The organism is Nocardia sp. bgisy134 (genome assembly GCF_965341865.1).
Taxonomy (GTDB): Bacteria; Actinomycetota; Actinomycetes; order Mycobacteriales; family Mycobacteriaceae; genus Nocardia.
On record NZ_CBDQZP010000001.1, the window covers coordinates 204,613 to 219,218 of the forward strand.

16 protein-coding genes are annotated in these 14,606 nt (G+C 67.7%); 8 read left to right on the forward strand and 8 right to left on the reverse strand.

Annotated elements, in window-relative coordinates; genetic code table 11:
* Positions 1-28: 28 nt before the first annotated feature.
* Together ACRWNM_RS00870 and ACRWNM_RS00875 are read left to right on the forward strand one after the other, a co-directional pair.
* Complete coding sequence (locus ACRWNM_RS00870) at positions 29-418, forward strand: peptidase inhibitor family I36 protein (RefSeq protein ID WP_431962414.1); 390 nt, start codon at positions 29-31, stop codon at positions 416-418.
* Positions 419-952: 534 nt separating this feature from the next.
* Positions 953-1,384: a hypothetical protein gene (locus ACRWNM_RS00875; RefSeq protein WP_431962416.1), complete on the forward strand. Its 432-nt coding sequence runs from the start codon at positions 953-955 to the stop codon at positions 1,382-1,384.
* 26 nt (positions 1,385-1,410) lie between these two features.
* Here ACRWNM_RS00875 and ACRWNM_RS00880 read toward each other — a convergent pair whose 3' ends face one another.
* Entirely contained in the window at positions 1,411-2,829 is a 1,419-nt protein-coding gene (locus ACRWNM_RS00880) for an MFS transporter (RefSeq protein WP_431962418.1), read from the reverse strand.
* Positions 2,830-2,962: 133 nt separating this feature from the next.
* Between ACRWNM_RS00880 and ACRWNM_RS00885 the strand changes: the two genes are divergently transcribed.
* Both ACRWNM_RS00885 and ACRWNM_RS00890 read left to right on the forward strand, forming a co-directional pair.
* Positions 2,963-3,865 carry a LysR family transcriptional regulator gene (locus tag ACRWNM_RS00885; protein ID WP_431962420.1) on the forward strand — a complete coding sequence of 301 codons (903 nt, stop codon included), beginning with the start codon at positions 2,963-2,965 and terminating at the stop codon, positions 3,863-3,865.
* A 60-nt stretch (positions 3,866-3,925) separates the two neighbouring features.
* Positions 3,926-4,894, forward strand: a complete 969-nt coding sequence (locus ACRWNM_RS00890) for an NADPH:quinone reductase (protein WP_431962422.1) — start codon at positions 3,926-3,928, stop codon at positions 4,892-4,894.
* A gap of 7 nt (positions 4,895-4,901) precedes the next feature.
* On the opposite strand, the gene ACRWNM_RS00895 is transcribed toward ACRWNM_RS00890, so the two are convergent.
* Positions 4,902-5,681, reverse strand: coding sequence for an enoyl-CoA hydratase-related protein (locus tag ACRWNM_RS00895; protein ID WP_431962424.1), 780 nt, complete (start codon positions 5,679-5,681; stop codon positions 4,902-4,904).
* Between the two features lie 141 nt (positions 5,682-5,822).
* Here ACRWNM_RS00895 and ACRWNM_RS00900 point away from each other — a divergent pair, with 141 nt between their 5' ends.
* Positions 5,823-6,422: a DUF6892 domain-containing protein gene (locus ACRWNM_RS00900; RefSeq protein ID WP_431962426.1), complete on the forward strand. Its 600-nt coding sequence runs from the start codon at positions 5,823-5,825 to the stop codon at positions 6,420-6,422.
* A 60-nt stretch (positions 6,423-6,482) separates the two neighbouring features.
* Here ACRWNM_RS00900 and ACRWNM_RS00905 read toward each other — a convergent pair whose 3' ends face one another.
* On the reverse strand, positions 6,483-7,319 hold the full coding sequence (locus ACRWNM_RS00905; protein WP_431962428.1) for a helix-turn-helix transcriptional regulator: 837 nt from the start codon (positions 7,317-7,319) through the stop codon (positions 6,483-6,485).
* Between the two features lie 101 nt (positions 7,320-7,420).
* Between ACRWNM_RS00905 and ACRWNM_RS00910 the strand changes: the two genes are divergently transcribed.
* Positions 7,421-8,134 carry an SDR family oxidoreductase gene (locus ACRWNM_RS00910; protein WP_431962430.1) on the forward strand — a complete coding sequence of 238 codons (714 nt, stop codon included), beginning with the start codon at positions 7,421-7,423 and terminating at the stop codon, positions 8,132-8,134.
* A gap of 35 nt (positions 8,135-8,169) precedes the next feature.
* Here ACRWNM_RS00910 and ACRWNM_RS00915 read toward each other — a convergent pair whose 3' ends face one another.
* From ACRWNM_RS00915 to ACRWNM_RS00930, 4 genes are all read right to left on the reverse strand, one after another.
* On the reverse strand, positions 8,170-8,736 hold the full coding sequence (locus tag ACRWNM_RS00915) for a GNAT family N-acetyltransferase (protein WP_431962432.1): 567 nt from the start codon (positions 8,734-8,736) through the stop codon (positions 8,170-8,172).
* Between the two features lie 497 nt (positions 8,737-9,233).
* Positions 9,234-10,292: a hypothetical protein gene (locus ACRWNM_RS00920; protein ID WP_431962434.1), complete on the reverse strand. Its 1,059-nt coding sequence runs from the start codon at positions 10,290-10,292 to the stop codon at positions 9,234-9,236.
* 35 nt (positions 10,293-10,327) lie between these two features.
* The gene (locus tag ACRWNM_RS00925; protein ID WP_431962436.1) at positions 10,328-11,248 is read right to left on the reverse strand and encodes an RNA polymerase sigma-70 factor; all 921 of its coding nucleotides are present in this window, start codon (positions 11,246-11,248) and stop codon (positions 10,328-10,330) included.
* 139 nt (positions 11,249-11,387) lie between these two features.
* The gene (locus ACRWNM_RS00930) at positions 11,388-12,578 is read right to left on the reverse strand and encodes an NAD(P)/FAD-dependent oxidoreductase (RefSeq protein WP_431962438.1); all 1,191 of its coding nucleotides are present in this window, start codon (positions 12,576-12,578) and stop codon (positions 11,388-11,390) included.
* A 137-nt stretch (positions 12,579-12,715) separates the two neighbouring features.
* On the opposite strand from ACRWNM_RS00930, the gene ACRWNM_RS00935 reads away from it, so the two are divergent.
* Positions 12,716-12,853 carry a hypothetical protein gene (locus ACRWNM_RS00935; RefSeq protein ID WP_431962440.1) on the forward strand — a complete coding sequence of 46 codons (138 nt, stop codon included), beginning with the start codon at positions 12,716-12,718 and terminating at the stop codon, positions 12,851-12,853.
* Positions 12,854-12,895: 42 nt separating this feature from the next.
* On the opposite strand, the gene ACRWNM_RS00940 is transcribed toward ACRWNM_RS00935, so the two are convergent.
* Positions 12,896-13,783 carry an alpha/beta hydrolase gene (locus tag ACRWNM_RS00940; protein ID WP_431962442.1) on the reverse strand — a complete coding sequence of 296 codons (888 nt, stop codon included), beginning with the start codon at positions 13,781-13,783 and terminating at the stop codon, positions 12,896-12,898.
* A gap of 78 nt (positions 13,784-13,861) precedes the next feature.
* On the opposite strand from ACRWNM_RS00940, the gene ACRWNM_RS00945 reads away from it, so the two are divergent.
* Positions 13,862-14,497, forward strand: coding sequence for a TetR/AcrR family transcriptional regulator (locus ACRWNM_RS00945; protein ID WP_431962444.1), 636 nt, complete (start codon positions 13,862-13,864; stop codon positions 14,495-14,497).
* Positions 14,498-14,606: the final 109 nt, after the last annotated feature.

The window sequence follows — 14,606 nt, forward strand, 5'->3', positions numbered from 1 at the left end:
GCCGGAACCGAAATCCGAGGGGACAACCATGAATTCACCATCCATGCCGCGCCGCCTGGTATCCGTCGCGTTCGCCGTCCTGGCCTGCGCGGCGATCGGCACCACCATCTCGGCCGCTCCGGCATCCGCGGGATACGGCTACGGCTGTCCGGGCGGAACATTCTGCGGTTGGGACGATCCCGACGGCACGGGCAGCATGATCGTGCAGGTCGATGCGAACTGCGTACTGCACGACATCGGCAACGGCGGCGTCGGCGACCGCCTGACCTCCTACTGGAACCGCACCCGCAAGACCGTGGCGGTCTACAACTGGACCGGCGATCACTGGCAACTGCTCGTATCCATCCCGGACAACGGCCGGGGGAACATGCCACGTGGCACCGACAACACCGCCGACGCGGTACGTGTCTGCGCCTGAACCTCGGACCGGTGATGCTCCAGGACTTCTCGGCTCTCGCGCCGAATTCCCGGGGCATCGCCGGATCGTGCTGGGGTGCAAGGACTATTGCCGTCCGGCATCTGTCGAACTGCCGTGCCGTGGAGGAACTCGAACACAAGCCGGTCGTCTTCGTTGCCGCTGATCTCGGTAAACGCCACACATTGATCGGGTACGCAATGCGCGGGCCGATTCACGCGTCCGGCTGTGGATCTGGTGGCAGTGGCGCACAGCGACAGCCGCCGAACCCATTGTGAGCGGAAGGTTCTTCGTCGGAGACCGACTGCCTTTGCCTGTCCTCGAGGAGATTCCAGGATGCCGATAGCCGCGAGTGGTCGCTGATACCCCCGATCGACACGGTCAGGGAACTGGAAACGGCAACGGTCTGCGGTGCAACCGGATGTCGATACACTCGTCGCCGCGGTGACCGGCTGTAGCGCGGCGACCGGCGACGACGAGGTGAACCCTGTGAACAATCAACCTGTGCCCGTAGTGCAGACCTTGGATTGCCGCACCGTGTCCGAGCTGATCGGCGACCATCTCGCCGGCCTCCGGGTGTGGCAACGGGACACCGAGCCGGATCGAATCGAGGGCACGGTCGCGTGCGCGTGGGAGGAGGACGGCGGGCCGCGCAGCATCCAGGTGACGATGGTGCCGACAGAGACCTCACAGGATGAACTCGGCCGTATCCGCGCGGGACAGGTCTATGCCGGAAACTATCCGCCCTACGAGATCATCGACACCGAACGGCTCCGCGCCGCCGATGCCGTGGGCGCCCTTGTGGTGGACGCGGATTCCGGTGACACGCCCGAGGAGATCGCCAGCATCCGGCTGATCACCATCCACAACCCGCACACGAAGATCGTGGTGGTCGGCTGGAAAGCCGCCCAGATCATCGAGATCGGTACCCGGGTGGCTGAGAAGCTCCAGCAAACGCGGCCGCGCTGAGACTTACGGGAACCGGCGACCGGGCGCTACGGAGAAAGTAGCCTGCGCCGTAACCCCAGAACCAACGCCAAACCGGCACCCACCAGCAGTGCGGCGACCGCGAAAGCCCAGTGTGTTCCCCGCGCCATCTCGGTGGGTGTGCCCGTGGCGACATCCCGCGTCCCCGCGGCGCGCGCGAAGACGGCGCCTATGACCGACGCGCCGGTCATCAGCCCTAGGTTCCGGGAGAGGTTCAGCATCCCGGACACCAGCCCGCGTTCTTGTGCGGCAACGTCTTTCATGACGGCGGTGTTGTTGGCCGCTTGGAATGTCGCGTAGGAGGCGGTGCAGACGATCAATGGCAGGACGTAGCCGAGCACACCCGCCGCTGTGGGCATTACCGACAAGGTCAGCGCGGCGCCGATGATGCCGACGAGTCCGACGATCACCATGGTCCTCGATCCGAAACGGTCGGTGACGCGCCCCGCAGGGACGCCGGTGAGCGCCGACACCGCCGGACCCGCCGACATCACGAGCCCCACCATGGCAGGCCCGAGCCCCAGCGCCCCGGCGAGGTGGAACGGGCCGACGATCAGGGTCGTCATCATGACGGCGGAGACCACGGTGCTCGTCGTCAGTCCAACGGCGAGCACCGGATCGCGCAACATGCCGAGGGTCAACAGCGGGTACGCGACCTTGCTCTCGGTGACACCGAAAAGCACCAAGCCCGCACCGGCGACGCCGAGCAAGCCGATGGAGAGCGGCCCGAAGGCCCCGACCGTCATGGCGAGCGCATAGGCGCCCAGCGTGACGGCCAGCAATGCCGTGCCCAGTGTGTCGAAACGCCGTGGCGTTGACCCGGCCGCTGTGTCGGCCGACATCGGGAGGGTGAGCGTCAGCGCGAGCACGCCGATCGGCACGATAGCCAAAAAGATTGCCCGCCAACCGAAAGTCGCGATCAGCACTCCGCCGAGCGAAGGCCCGAGCGCCGTTCCGACGGCCGACATCGTGCCGAGCAATCCCATCGCGCTACCCGTGCGATGTTCGGGCACGACCGCGCCGACGGAGGCCATCGTCAGCGCCATCATGCAGGCGGCACCGACCCCTTGCAGCGCCCGCGCGGCGATCAGGAGGAACAGATTCGGGGCGAGACCGCACAGCAGCGTCGCGACCGTGAACACGCCGATACCGATCACCAGGAGGCGACCGCGGCCGACCAGGTCGCCGAGCCGACCGACCCCGACGATCAGCGTCGTGATGGCCAGCAGGTAGGCGATCACGACCCACTGCACCTCGTTGAAGGACGCGCCCAGTGCCGCCGCCATCGACGGCAGGCCCACGTTGGCGATGCTGATGCTGAGCGAAGGCAACAGCATGGACAGCGAGAGTGCGGTGAGCACCCAGGTCGGTGAGCGACGGCCCGCAGGCTCGAACCCGACGCCGGGAGGCGCTGCTGATCTGGACATGAAGGTCTTCCTCCTGGCCTCGACGGTAGGTATCGACCGTAAATTCCGTTCTGACCTGGCGGAAGACGCAAAGAAGTAAATGTAATTGTGCACTGGACGCCATATTTTGGCGCCTCTGTGCGATCCTGTGCGCATGGCGCGGCCCGATCTGAACTTGCTCGTCACACTGGATGTCCTGCTCGAGGAGGGCAGCGTGACGCGGGCGGGTGAACGGCTCGCGCTGAGTCCGTCCGCGATGAGTCGCGCGCTCGCGCGGCTGCGGCGCGCCACCGGCGACCCGTTGCTCGTACGCGCGGGACGAGGTCTGGTGCCCACGCCTCGCGCCGTCGAGTTGCGCGCACGCGTGCGCGGGCTCGTCCAAGAGGCCGAAGCGGTGTTGCGGCCGGTCGAGAAACTCGATTTGGCCACGCTGCAAAGGACTTTCGCGCTGCGTGGCAGCGACGGATTCGTGGAGAGATTCGGGCCCGCGCTCGTCGCCGAGGTCGCCGCCGCGGCGCCGGGCGTGCGATTGCGGTTCCTGCAGAAGACCAAGAAGGACACCGCCCCCCTGCGCGAGGGCGTCGTCGACCTGGAAACCGGCGTGATCGAGGACGCGCTGCCGCCGGACGTGCTCAGCACACCACTGTTCACGGATCGCTTCATCGGCGTGGTCCGCGACGAGCATCCCCTCGGTACCGGCGCGATGACCGCCGCACGGTACGCCGCGGCGCGGCACGTGCACGTCTCCCGTCGCGGACTGACCGCCGGTCTGGTGGACGAGGCGCTACAACCGACCGGCCACCGACGCGACGTCGTGACGGTCGTGGACGGCTTCGGTGCGGCGCTGGCCCTGGCGCGAGCCACCGATCTCGTCGCGACGGTCCCGCGGCGGCACACGGCGAACCTGCGAGAGGGACTGCGCTCCTTCGAATTGCCGTTCCGCGCACCCGAAGTGACGATCTCGCTGCTGTGGCACGTCCGGCTCGACGCTGACCCGGCGCACCGGTGGCTGCGTGATCGCGTGGCGGCGGTGTGTCACTTCGACGACGCGGACTGACATGACAGACTGAACCCGCTCCGCACGCACACTCGAAGGGAAACAATCGGAGGACATCGGGTGCGAGCCGCATACATCGAACGAATCGGGGCGCCGGAGTCGATTGTCTACGGCGAGTTGCCGCCGCCGGTGTGCGGACCGGACGACGTTCTGGTCGAAGTCGCGGCCACGTCGGTGAACCACGTCGACACGTTCGTACGCTCCGGGCGATATCCGACCGCGATGGAGTTTCCTTTCGTGATCGGCCGCGATCTGGTTGGAAAAGTCATCGGATCGTGTTCGCCGGAATTCCTCGCCGGCGACCGAGTCTGGTGTAACAGCCTCGGGCACGAGGGGCGGCAGGGGGCGGCCTCCGAACTCGCTGTCGTTCCCGTCGATCGCCTCTACCATCTGCCGCACGGGGTGTCTCCCACGCAGGCAGTGGCCCTCGTCCATCCGGCGGCCACCGCCTATCTCGCCGCGTTCACGCACGGGGATCTCCGGTCCGGCGACACGGCGCTGATCGCGGGCGCGGCAGGCAATGTCGGCAGCGCGCTCGTCGCCATGATCGCCCGCGCCGGGGGTACGGTCATCGCGACCGCTCACCCCGGCGACCACGATTACTGTCGGCGCATCGGCGCCGCGCACACGATCGACTATCGCACGCGGAAAATCGTCGAAGAAGTGCGTGAGATCGCCGAAAAGGGAGTCGACCTCTATATCGATACCTCGGGCCGGAACAACATGGTGGACGCCGTGGAATTGCTCGCGGTCGGTGGCCGGGTCGTCATCGTCGCGGGCACCGGTTCTCGCACCGAACTGCCCACGGGAACGCTGTATCTGAAGGACGGTTCCATTCGCGGTTTCGTGATCTCCCGCGCGACCACCGCGCAATTACGGGACGCCGCGACCGTGATCAATCGCCTTCTACTCGACCGGGCGCTGCGGCCGCGAGTGGTCGAAGTTCTTCCGCTCGCCGCCGCTGCCGAGGCGCATCGCCGAATCGAGACGGAGCAACTGCACGGCACGCGTCTCGTGTTGGAAATCTGAGGCGGCGCTAATCGGGCCAGACGGGCGGGCGCTTCTCCAGGAAGGCCGCCATCCCTTCGCGGGCGCCGGGAAGTTGCGCGGCGGCGGCCATCACTTCCAGGGCGAGGGCGTAGGCGTCTGCTTCGGGGCGGTCGAGCTGGGCGTAGAGAGTGCGTTTGCCGAGCGCCTTGTTTGCCCGGCTGCCCCGGGTAGCGCGGGCCAGCAACTCGTCCACGGCGGTGTCCAGCTCGGCGTCCGGCACCGCTCGGTTGATCAAGCCCCACTGTTCGGCGGTGCGGGCATCGATCGGGTCGCCGGTGAGGGCCAGCTCCATCAGGCGTTTACGGCCCACGGCGCGGGCCACCGGCACCGCCGGGGTGTGACAGAACCAGCCACCCTTGCCGCCGGGGAGCGCGAAACCGGCCGATTCGGCGGCGACGGCCAGATCGCACGAGGCCACCAGCTGGCAGCCCGCGGCCGTGGCCAGACCGTGCACCCGGGCGATCACCACCTGCGGCACCGACTCGATGGTCGACATGAGCTCGGTGCACAGCGTCAGCAACTCCCGCACGCCGAGCAGGTCGCGCGCGGCGACGTCGGCGAAATCATGTCCCGCGGAGAACACCGGACCGTGCGCCCCGAGCACTATCCCGGTGGCGTCGGTCTCGCCCGCGGCCCGGAACGCGGCGAGCAGTTCGCCCAGATGCTCGCCCGACAGCGCATTGCGCCGATCCGGCCGGTTCATGGTGATGCGTACCGTGTCGCCGTCCCGCGCGACGAGCACGTGCCGATACTCCAAGGCGGTCATATCTCCACCGTAGATCTCAACGGGCAACGACACGACACCTCTGGAAATAAGCGACTTCCGGCTCGCCGGCTGCGGCGGTGACGGCGGCGGGCTGGTCGTGACGATGCGCGGTCGATCGCGCTTGGGCAATACGCTCGGGCGGTGACAAGTATCGAACTTGCCGACCGAAACCTTCAGCTTGCGCTGCTCGACGAGGTTTACACCGATCGTGTCGATGATTACTACTGGCTGTCGTCGCTGCGCGAGGAATACACCGCCTATCAGGCGTCGGCCGGGGGCCCGGTCTGGGACGAGATCTGCGGTCGCCTCGGTATCGACCGCTTGCCAGAGCTGGAGAATTTTCTGCTCACACTCCCGTTGACCTCGGAAGACCTGGCACAGGTGGAGAATCTGTGCCTGGACGGCGATCGGGAGATCTACACGCTCTACCCCGGGTGGTGGCACTTCGGTCGGCACTTCTCGATCACGAGTCTGGACGGGATCGGTCGGTGCACGGCGCTGGTCGATCTCGATCTCAACTCGATGGTCGAAGCGTGCAGTCTTGCCCCACTCGCCGGGCTGACCAGGCTGCGGCGCCTCGGAGTGGATGCAGTCCAGCAGTATTCCGACATCGATGTCATCCTCGGTCTTCCCGCCCTGACCGAGCTCGTGGTCTTCAACAAAGCCATCTCAGAAGACAAAGGGGAGTGGATCGACGTCATGAGTGCGCTGCGGGCGCGGGGCGTAGCGGTGCACGGGTAGTCGCGCATCACCGCGCCCATCAGCAGGCAGCGGGGTCGACGGGGTTCGGGCCGGTTATCGCTATGGGGCGCCTGCGTTTTGAGTGGCCATGGCCAGCAGTATCAGAGCGTCGTGTTCGGCTGTGCCGGGCGGAGCCTGGTAGAGCAGCACTCGCTGCCCGCCGCCTGCGTGGTGGAGTATTTCGTTCGCGAGGGTGACCTGGCCGATCAGCGGATGCCGGAATGCCGTCTCGCCGCCGCGCTTGACCAATACTTCGTGCCGTCGCCACAGCGCGGCGAATTCATTACTGGCCGCGGATAGTTCGTCGACCAGCGCGGCGACGGGGACCGGAGAAGTCGGTTCGGCGGAGTGCAGGTGCGCGACGCAGTTGCGGGCCACCCGGTCCCAGTCGGCGAACAGTGTCCGGGCGGCGGTGTGCAGAAAGGTGTAGCGGATCGTATTGCGTACCGCGGGAGGCCAGTCGCCGAGCCCCGGCATCAGCGCCAGCCCCTCCGGGTTGGCGGCCAGGACATCATTGACCTCGTCGAGCACGTACGCCGGGCTGGGCCGGACCGAATCCAGCAGCAATCGCAGGCCCGGGCGGACGGGCTCGGGGTCGGCGGCGCGCCCGCGCGGCGAACGACCGGCGGTCCGGTCGGCGAGGGCGAGCAGATGAGCGTGCTCGTCATCGGTCAGCCGCAAGGCCCTGGCCAACGCGCCGAGCACCGCGTCACTGGGTGCGGTTTCCCGGCCCTGCTCGATGCGGGTGTAGTAGTCCACGCTCACCCCGGCCAACGCGGCCAGCTCCTCACGACGCAGCCCCGCGGTCCGTCGAATGCCAGGTCCGGTCGGCAGGCCCACCTCGGCAGGGCCGATCGACCCGCGCCGGATCCGAAGGAACTCGGCCATCGCGTTCATCCGTCGAGTGTGCCAGCGGCCGAGCGACTCTGGGTGGCCGTGTCGCACCCAGGAACCGCGCGGCCTTCAACGATCTTCGGCGAGGGCGCAGTTTTGGAGCCATGACCGAGACAATGATCATCGGCGGCGGTTCCGGGATGGGATTCGCCCTCGCCCGTGTCCTCGTCGCCCAGGGTGAGGATGTGACCATCGTCGGCCGATCCGTCGACCGGCTCGACGCGGCGCGTGCGGAGCTGGAGCAAGCCGGGAACGGCCGGGTGCGGACCAGACGAGCCGACATCGGTCGGGAGGACGACGTCGCCGAACTGTTCGCCGGGGACCAGCAGATGGATCACGTGGCTGTCACCGCGGCCGATGCCACCGGTGTGTACGGCCCGACCGCTCGGGTCTCCACCGACATCGCCCGTTCCGTCCTGAACACCAAGCTGCTGGGCGCGTGGCTGGTCGGCAAGCATGCGGTCGGGAAAGTGACCGGATCGCTCACCTTCACTTCGGGCATCAACGCGTATCGACCGAACGGATCGAACACGATCATGGCCGCGGCCAACGGCGCGCTGGCCTCCCTGGTCTCCGGGCTGGCGATCGAAATGGCGCCGGTGCGGGTGAACGCGATATCACCCGGCTGGGTGGACACTCCCATCTGGAACCAGCTCGGCATGGACAAGCAAGCCGCATTCGCCGAACTGGCCCAGCGACTGCCCGCCCGCCGCATCGGCACTCCCGACGACATCGCCCAGGCGTTCCTGGCGGTGATGCGCAACCAGTTCATCACCGCGACCGTGCTCCATGTCGATGGCGGTCACCGTCTCACCTGATCGGCCATCCGAACCGGCCAGGTCGATGTGGGTGTTCATGCCGTGGAGCGCCAGTGGTCGCTGGTGATCGCGTACTCGACTTCGCCCTGCTCTGCCCCAGGGATCGGGTGCTCCCACTGAAGGTGGAAGGTGCGGACGTATTCCATCCCGATGGATGCCATGGTGGCACGGAATGCCGTGTTGATCATCATCGTTTCGGCGAAGATTCGTGTGAGTCCGAGGTCCTCGAAGCCGTGTCGGAGCAGTTCCCGGGCTCCTTCGCGGGCCAAGCCCTGTCTCCAGTGCTGTGGCAGCAATCGGTAGCCGAGTTCGGCCTGTCCCTCGACGGGCCCCTGGTCCGGTCGTTCGGGAGCTGCGAGAACCCACCATCCGACGAAGTGGTCGTCGACGAGCCCGATCCAGTACCCGAGGCCGGGCGTGAGTGCCGCAGCGGTGAGCCGACGGCGGTGGGCCTCTTCGACCTCCGGGTGGGACCGCGCCGTGCCGTTGCCGAGATAGCGCATCACCTCGGGGTCGGAGTCCAACTCGACCTCGTAGTCGAGATGTTCGTCGGCGAGCGGAACCAGCGTGATCCGGGGTGAGCGCAGCGCGGCTTGTGGCATGGGCCGATCCTCGGCCCCCGTGTGCGGAGTTGTCCACGACGTGTGCGTGACGTCTGGCTGTGTATTGGGACCGGGGTTCGAGCGGAAATCGGTTGCGCATGAATATCGGACTGCGCGACGCTGCGTGACGTGGACATGCACCCCGACCAGATGGTCGGTGACCGTCAGGACCGGCGCCCGCGCCGGTGGTGGTGATGGCGGTGTCGATCCAGTTGACGCCGGAGGCGATGGCGTGCCGGATTGCCGCGACCGACTCGGCATCGTCGGTGGCGCCCAGCCGAAATGCCAGCCCGAACCCGAGACGGCCCAGGAGCCGAAACCGAGTCGGGTGATGTCCATCCCGGTGCCGCCGAGCGGACGGGTAGGCAGTGCGGTGTTCTCGCACATGTTCCTCTTTCATTTGTACTTCTGTTGTCCCACATGCACGTCGGTGTCCGGTGGCGTCGGAAATCGAGATGCCGTACGCCGCAATCGATCCAGGCGCAAGATCGTGTGGATCAGCTCCCGAGGAGTGCTGACGTGATATCGGCCGGTGATGTGCGGATCGTCCGATGTCCCGCTGCGGCATCGGCGGTTCGGCGTGCGCGGAGGCCGCCGATCAGGCAGAGCACTGCGCCGAGCGTGACCCAGGCGACCAGGACCGCGACGGCGTGCGTGGCGCCGCGGCCGTCGAAGAAGGCGGTCGACCGCAGCAACCGGCCACCGGCGCCTGGCGGCAGTAACTGGCCGAGGTCACCGGACCAGCCGGGCAGCATCTCGGGCGCGGTCGCCGTACCGGAGAAGGGGTTGCCGATGAGCATCATGACCACGGCGCCGATCCCGATTCCGGCGTATCCGAGTAGGGATTCCAGTCCGAGCACCGTCAGGGAGGTGGCCGCGATACTGAGGGCGACCGCACCGGCGTTGGCCGGGTAGGACCCGCTGAGCGAGCCGAGCCAGAACTGCAGGATCGCTGCCACGGCCAAGCCCCCGGTCGCCGCGAAGGCGAGAGCCCCGGTGACCCGGCGTGCGGTTCCGCGAACGAGCCTGGTCAGCAGCACTGCGGACAGCAGACCGCCCATGACCAGTGGCAGGGCGCCCGCGGCCAGGCCCGCGCCGCGCGGATCGTCGGCGGGGAGGGCGGCGAGGTCGTGGACAGCGACCGGTGCGCGGAGTTTCTCGGTCTGGCCGAGGCCGGTCGCCATGGTCTGCAAGGTCTGCGCGATCGCGGTGCTTGCGGCGGAGGCGAGGATGACTTGCGGTGTGCCGGAACTGAAGTCGATCGCCCCGTACACCTGCCGGTCGCGGACGAGTTGTTCCGCGGCGGCGGTGTCGGCGACTTCGGTGATCTCGAAGCCGCCCGGCAGACGCTGATCGAGTGCGGTGCGGATCTGCGCGACCGCGGTGGTCGGCCCGGCGACGGCGATCGGCACATCGTGGACCGACGACCGCACCGATGGCCAGGCGAAGGCGATGAGCAGGCCACTGACGATCGCCGTGAGCAGGGCGACGGCCGTGGCCACCGTCTGCCATCGCGACGGAAGCGCATCGGTGGCGAGCGGGGTCCGCGTGCTCATGTCTACTCCTCGAACAGTGGGGTTGTGGCCGGTGTTCATCGCAGCGTGAGTGGGGTCTCGGATTCGATGTGGCTCAGTTTGTGCGGGTTGCGCACGTAGTAGAGGCCGGTGATGCGGGTGTCCTCGACACACATCGCGATGACGCCGTCGAGTTGTCCGTCGACGTGCAGAGCCAGCGCGGCGCTGCCGTTGACCGTGGTCGGCTCGACGGACAACGCGACGCCGTTCTTGGTGAGACCACCGACGATGAACCGGGCCACCTTGTCGGCGCTCATGATCGGCCGCGGTGTGGCCTGCTTGATGCCGCCGCCGTCGCTGATCGCCACGACGTCGGGTGCGAGCACGTCGAGCATGCCCTGCAGGTCGCGGGTCTCGAGCGCACGCCGGAACGCCTCGACAGCCGCCTCGGCCTGGCGCGCGGTGACCGTGCGGCGCGGCCTGCGGGCTTCGACGTGGCGGCGGGCGCGGTGGGCGATCTGATGCACGGCCGCAGAGGTTTTGCCGACCGCGGCCGCGATCTCGTCGTAGCCGATCCCGAATGCTTCGCGCAGCACGTACACCGCCCGTTCGGTCGGGGTCAGTGTCTCGAGCACGAGCATCAGCGCCATCGAAACGCTTTCGGCGAGTTCGACGTCGGCGGCCACATCCGGAGTGGTGACCAGTGGTTCCGGCAGCCAGGAGCCCACATATTCCTCCCGGCGGCGTTTCATCGAGCGCAGCCGGTTGAGCGCTTGGCGGGTGGTGATCCGAACCAGATAGGCGCGCGGGTCGTCGACGTGCGCCGCGTCGACCTCGACCCAGCGCAACCAGGTTTCCTGCAAGACGTCGTCGGCGTCGGCCGCCGATCCGAGCATCTCGTAGGCGACGGTGAACAGCAGCCTGCGGTGGGCGACGAACGTCTCGGTCGCCTCGACGGTGGCGCGGTCGCTGCCGGTGGATTCAGGTGGGGTGTCCATGGGGCCCTCTCCCGTGCGTTGTGAGGTCCGAGTTCGGGTCGCCGATGACGCACGATGCGCGGCAGCGTCCGAGGGGATCCGGGCGATGACGCACATCGTGCGGCCGAGATCACTGACAGCCAACAATGGTTTCGGTGTTCTACGCGACCGGTGCCACCGCGTCGGCGCTCTGGGCCAGCAGCAGCGCCGGCCGGTGCTTGCCGTCCTTGGGCCAGTGGTGCGAACCGGGCTTACGGGCTTCGTTCACCAGATGTTTCACGCTGGCGGCGCAGGAGAACTCCTTGAGCTTCTTGCCCGCGAACCCGCTGAAGTACAGCCGCATCGCGGTGTCGTCTTTGTGGCCGAGCTGGAAGATCCCGGCGCCCCTGCCGAAGCTGATGCACATCGCGGGGAACGACAGGTCGATCGCCGACGGCTGCTCTTCCGCGATTCGGCTCAGCACCGTGTCGGCGGCGTGCGCGCCCAGGCATCCCGCGGCGTAGGCGCTCATCCGGAATGGCAGGCCCGAGGGCGCCGACGAATCGCCCGCGGCGACGATGCGGTCGTCATCGAGGCTGGTCAGAGTTTCGTCGGTGAGCAGACGTCCGGCGGCATCGGTGCGCAATCCGCTACGGTCGGCCAGATCGGGCACACCGAAGCCCACCGTCCAGATGGTGACCTCACTCGCCAGAACGCGACCGTCAGAGAGTCCCACGGCCGCCTCGGTCACCTCGGCGACCGAGGCGTCGGGGCCTTCCAGCACCGTGACGCCCAGTCTGGCAAGGTATTTGCGGGCGGTGCGCCGCGCCCTCGGGTGCAGGTACGGACCGAGGAGACCGCCGCAGACCAACGTGACCGCGCGCCCCTGCTCCGCCAGTTCGGTAGCGGTCTCGATGCCCGTCGGGCCGCCACCGACGACCGTCACCGGGGCCGACATCGGCGTGTCGAAGAGCGCCGACCGCAGCCGCTGGGCCGCCTCCAAAGTGGCGACCGGGTAGGAGAACTCGGCCGCGCCCGGCACCTGCGGGCCCGCGCTGCCGCTGCCCACCGCGTAGATCAGGTAGTCGTAGCCGATCGTGCCGCCCTCGGCCAGGGTCACACTGCGCCCGGCCGCATCGATCCGCGTCACGTTGTCGACGACCAGCCGCACACCATCGGCCAGCACTTCCGCATAGTCGACGACCGCGTCGTGCGTCCCACCCACCAGCTGATGCAGACGCAGCCGCGGAACGAAGACCGGGCGCGGATTGATCACGGTCACCGTCACGTCCTCGCGCTGCGTCAGACGATTGGCCGCCATCACACCGGCATATCCGCCGCCGATCACGACCACATCGATGTTCTTGCTCATGGTGTCTCCTTCGCTCCGAGAGGCTCGAGAACTAGACACCGCAGCGCCGAAGAACCTGACATCCTGTGATGCAGGTCACTGAATGGCTCGCGCGATCGCCGACCGGAAAGCGGACGCCCGGACCGGTCGTGAGGCCGATGCCGACCGGTACGCCGAGGCTGGCGCAGTGGTTCGAGCACTACCTCGACGACACCGGGTGGTGGGTCGCGGCCGAGGAGGGTGAAGACGTCGACGAGATGCCGCGGTGGCCGCACGCGCGAAAACGCGCCGGCTGAGCACAGCCCACGCGGACGCGCCGAGACTCGAGAGCGTGGTGGTTACGCGTTCGGGGTGAGGTGTGTGGTCAGGAAGTCGATCTGGTCGGCGACGATCTGCTCGACCGCGGGCGGGTGATAGACGGTGAAGTGGTCGGCCTCGTAGTGCTTCAGGACGGCCCCCGGCGCGGTGGCGGCCACCCGTCCGGCGATGGCGGGGTCGATGAGGTTCTCGTGCTCGCAGGCACACACCAGCAGTGGGCAGCGTACGCGTGGCGCGGCGGATGCGGCGTTGTAGAACAGCATGCCGAGGCCGGAGGCCGCCGTGATCCGATTGTCGAAGCGGTAACCGGGGGGCGTCACCGACTGCCACCCTTCGAGGGCGCCGGGTTGGGTCACGAACGCCGGTTCGCCGGGCTTTCCGACCAGTGGGACGTAGCGGCGTGGCCGTCGGAGTGCGGCGCGTGTCAGGTCGGCGGCGATCGGGACCGTGAACCGCAGTAGATGCCGTACTCCCGCTCGGGACACGACCGCGCGTCCGCTGAAGACCGGGCACTGGACGACCGCGGCACACAGGTCGTGGTGGCGGGCGGCTGCGGCCAGGACGTGGCTGGCGCCGAAGGAGGTGCCCCAGAGTGCGATCCGGTGCGGATCCAGTTCGGGCCTGGAGCGGGCGAAGGCCAGTGCGGCGTCGACATCCTCGGCGTAGCGGCGCTGGCTCACCAGCTGGCGCGGGTGACCACCTGATTCGCCGAGGTGCCGAAAGTCGAAGGCCACCACGGCGAATCCGGCCTGTGCGAACCACTTCTCGTACTGCGCGAGCATCATCTCGTGTGTCGCGCCGCCGCCGTGGACGAGAACGACACCGGGGTGCGGGCCGGGGCGCTCGGGCAGCGTCAGCCACGCCGCGCATTCGTCTGATCCGGACGGGAACGTGGTGCGTATGGTCATGCGAACCTCCATTTAGGTACGTTGTACGTGAACGATCGCCAGTTAATCACGTACGACGTACTTGAACAAGGGAGGGTCATGCCGGCACCCAGAAAGTTCAGCCGGGAACAGCTCCAGACGGCCGCACTGGCATTGGTGGACGAGCAGGGGCTCGCCGGTCTCACCATGCGCAACCTCGCCGCCGAACTGGGGACAGGGGCGATGACGATCTACAACTACGTCGACGGTCGCGACGGTCTCGAAGAATTGGTCACCGAGGCCGTGATGGCCGAGACGCAGTGGACGGACGAGGGCGGCGATTGGGAGACGCGCGTTTTCGCGATCGCCGAGGCCATGTGGCGGGCGGCGCGCGCGCACCCGCACGCCATCCCATTGGTCCTCACTAGGCGCACCTTCGACATCCCCACTCTCGCACCCGCAGAGGTGCTGCTGCAGGCACTCGCCGACTCGGGAAGATCGGGGCTCGATCTGCTGGTCGCCTTCCGTGTGGTGTCCGGCTTCGTGACCGGCTTCGCCCAAGCCGAATTCGCCAACCCCCTCTCGGCACCCGCTGGCAGGGACCGCGCCGCTGCCACCGATCGCGTCGCGCAACTACCCGCCGACCGATTCCCCAGACTGATCGAGATCGCCCACGCGGCCGCCGCTGGAGATCCGGAAATCGAATTCCGCGACGGACTGGAAGTCGTCCTGGCCGGACTTCGGGCCAAGCTCTGAGATCGGATTTCGGCGACGCAGCCCGCCCGGCCGACGCATTGACATGACGGACATCATGCGAGAGTGTAAGTCGCATGACGGTCAACATGCGAAAGTCAGCCAGTGGGGA

Bases quoted from the DNA above. Each gene is read 5' to 3' on its own strand.
- ACRWNM_RS00870 (WP_431962414.1), top strand. From the start codon at position 29: ATGAATTCACCATCCATGCCGCGCCGCCTGGTATCCGTCGCGTTCGCC.
- ACRWNM_RS00880 (WP_431962418.1), bottom strand. From the start codon at position 2,829: ATGTCCAGATCAGCAGCGCCTCCCGGCGTCGGGTTCGAGCCTGCGGGC.
- ACRWNM_RS00885 (WP_431962420.1), top strand. From the start codon at position 2,963: ATGGCGCGGCCCGATCTGAACTTGCTCGTCACACTGGATGTCCTGCTC.
- ACRWNM_RS00895 (WP_431962424.1), bottom strand. From the start codon at position 5,681: ATGACCGCCTTGGAGTATCGGCACGTGCTCGTCGCGCGGGACGGCGAC.
- ACRWNM_RS00905 (WP_431962428.1), bottom strand. From the start codon at position 7,319: ATGAACGCGATGGCCGAGTTCCTTCGGATCCGGCGCGGGTCGATCGGC.
- ACRWNM_RS00910 (WP_431962430.1), top strand. From the start codon at position 7,421: ATGACCGAGACAATGATCATCGGCGGCGGTTCCGGGATGGGATTCGCC.
- ACRWNM_RS00915 (WP_431962432.1), bottom strand. From the start codon at position 8,736: ATGCCACAAGCCGCGCTGCGCTCACCCCGGATCACGCTGGTTCCGCTC.
- ACRWNM_RS00920 (WP_431962434.1), bottom strand. From the start codon at position 10,292: ATGAGCACGCGGACCCCGCTCGCCACCGATGCGCTTCCGTCGCGATGG.
- ACRWNM_RS00925 (WP_431962436.1), bottom strand. From the start codon at position 11,248: ATGGACACCCCACCTGAATCCACCGGCAGCGACCGCGCCACCGTCGAG.
- ACRWNM_RS00930 (WP_431962438.1), bottom strand. From the start codon at position 12,578: ATGAGCAAGAACATCGATGTGGTCGTGATCGGCGGCGGATATGCCGGT.
- ACRWNM_RS00935 (WP_431962440.1), top strand. From the start codon at position 12,716: ATGCCGACCGGTACGCCGAGGCTGGCGCAGTGGTTCGAGCACTACCTC.
- ACRWNM_RS00940 (WP_431962442.1), bottom strand. From the start codon at position 13,783: ATGACCATACGCACCACGTTCCCGTCCGGATCAGACGAATGCGCGGCG.
- ACRWNM_RS00945 (WP_431962444.1), top strand. From the start codon at position 13,862: ATGCCGGCACCCAGAAAGTTCAGCCGGGAACAGCTCCAGACGGCCGCA.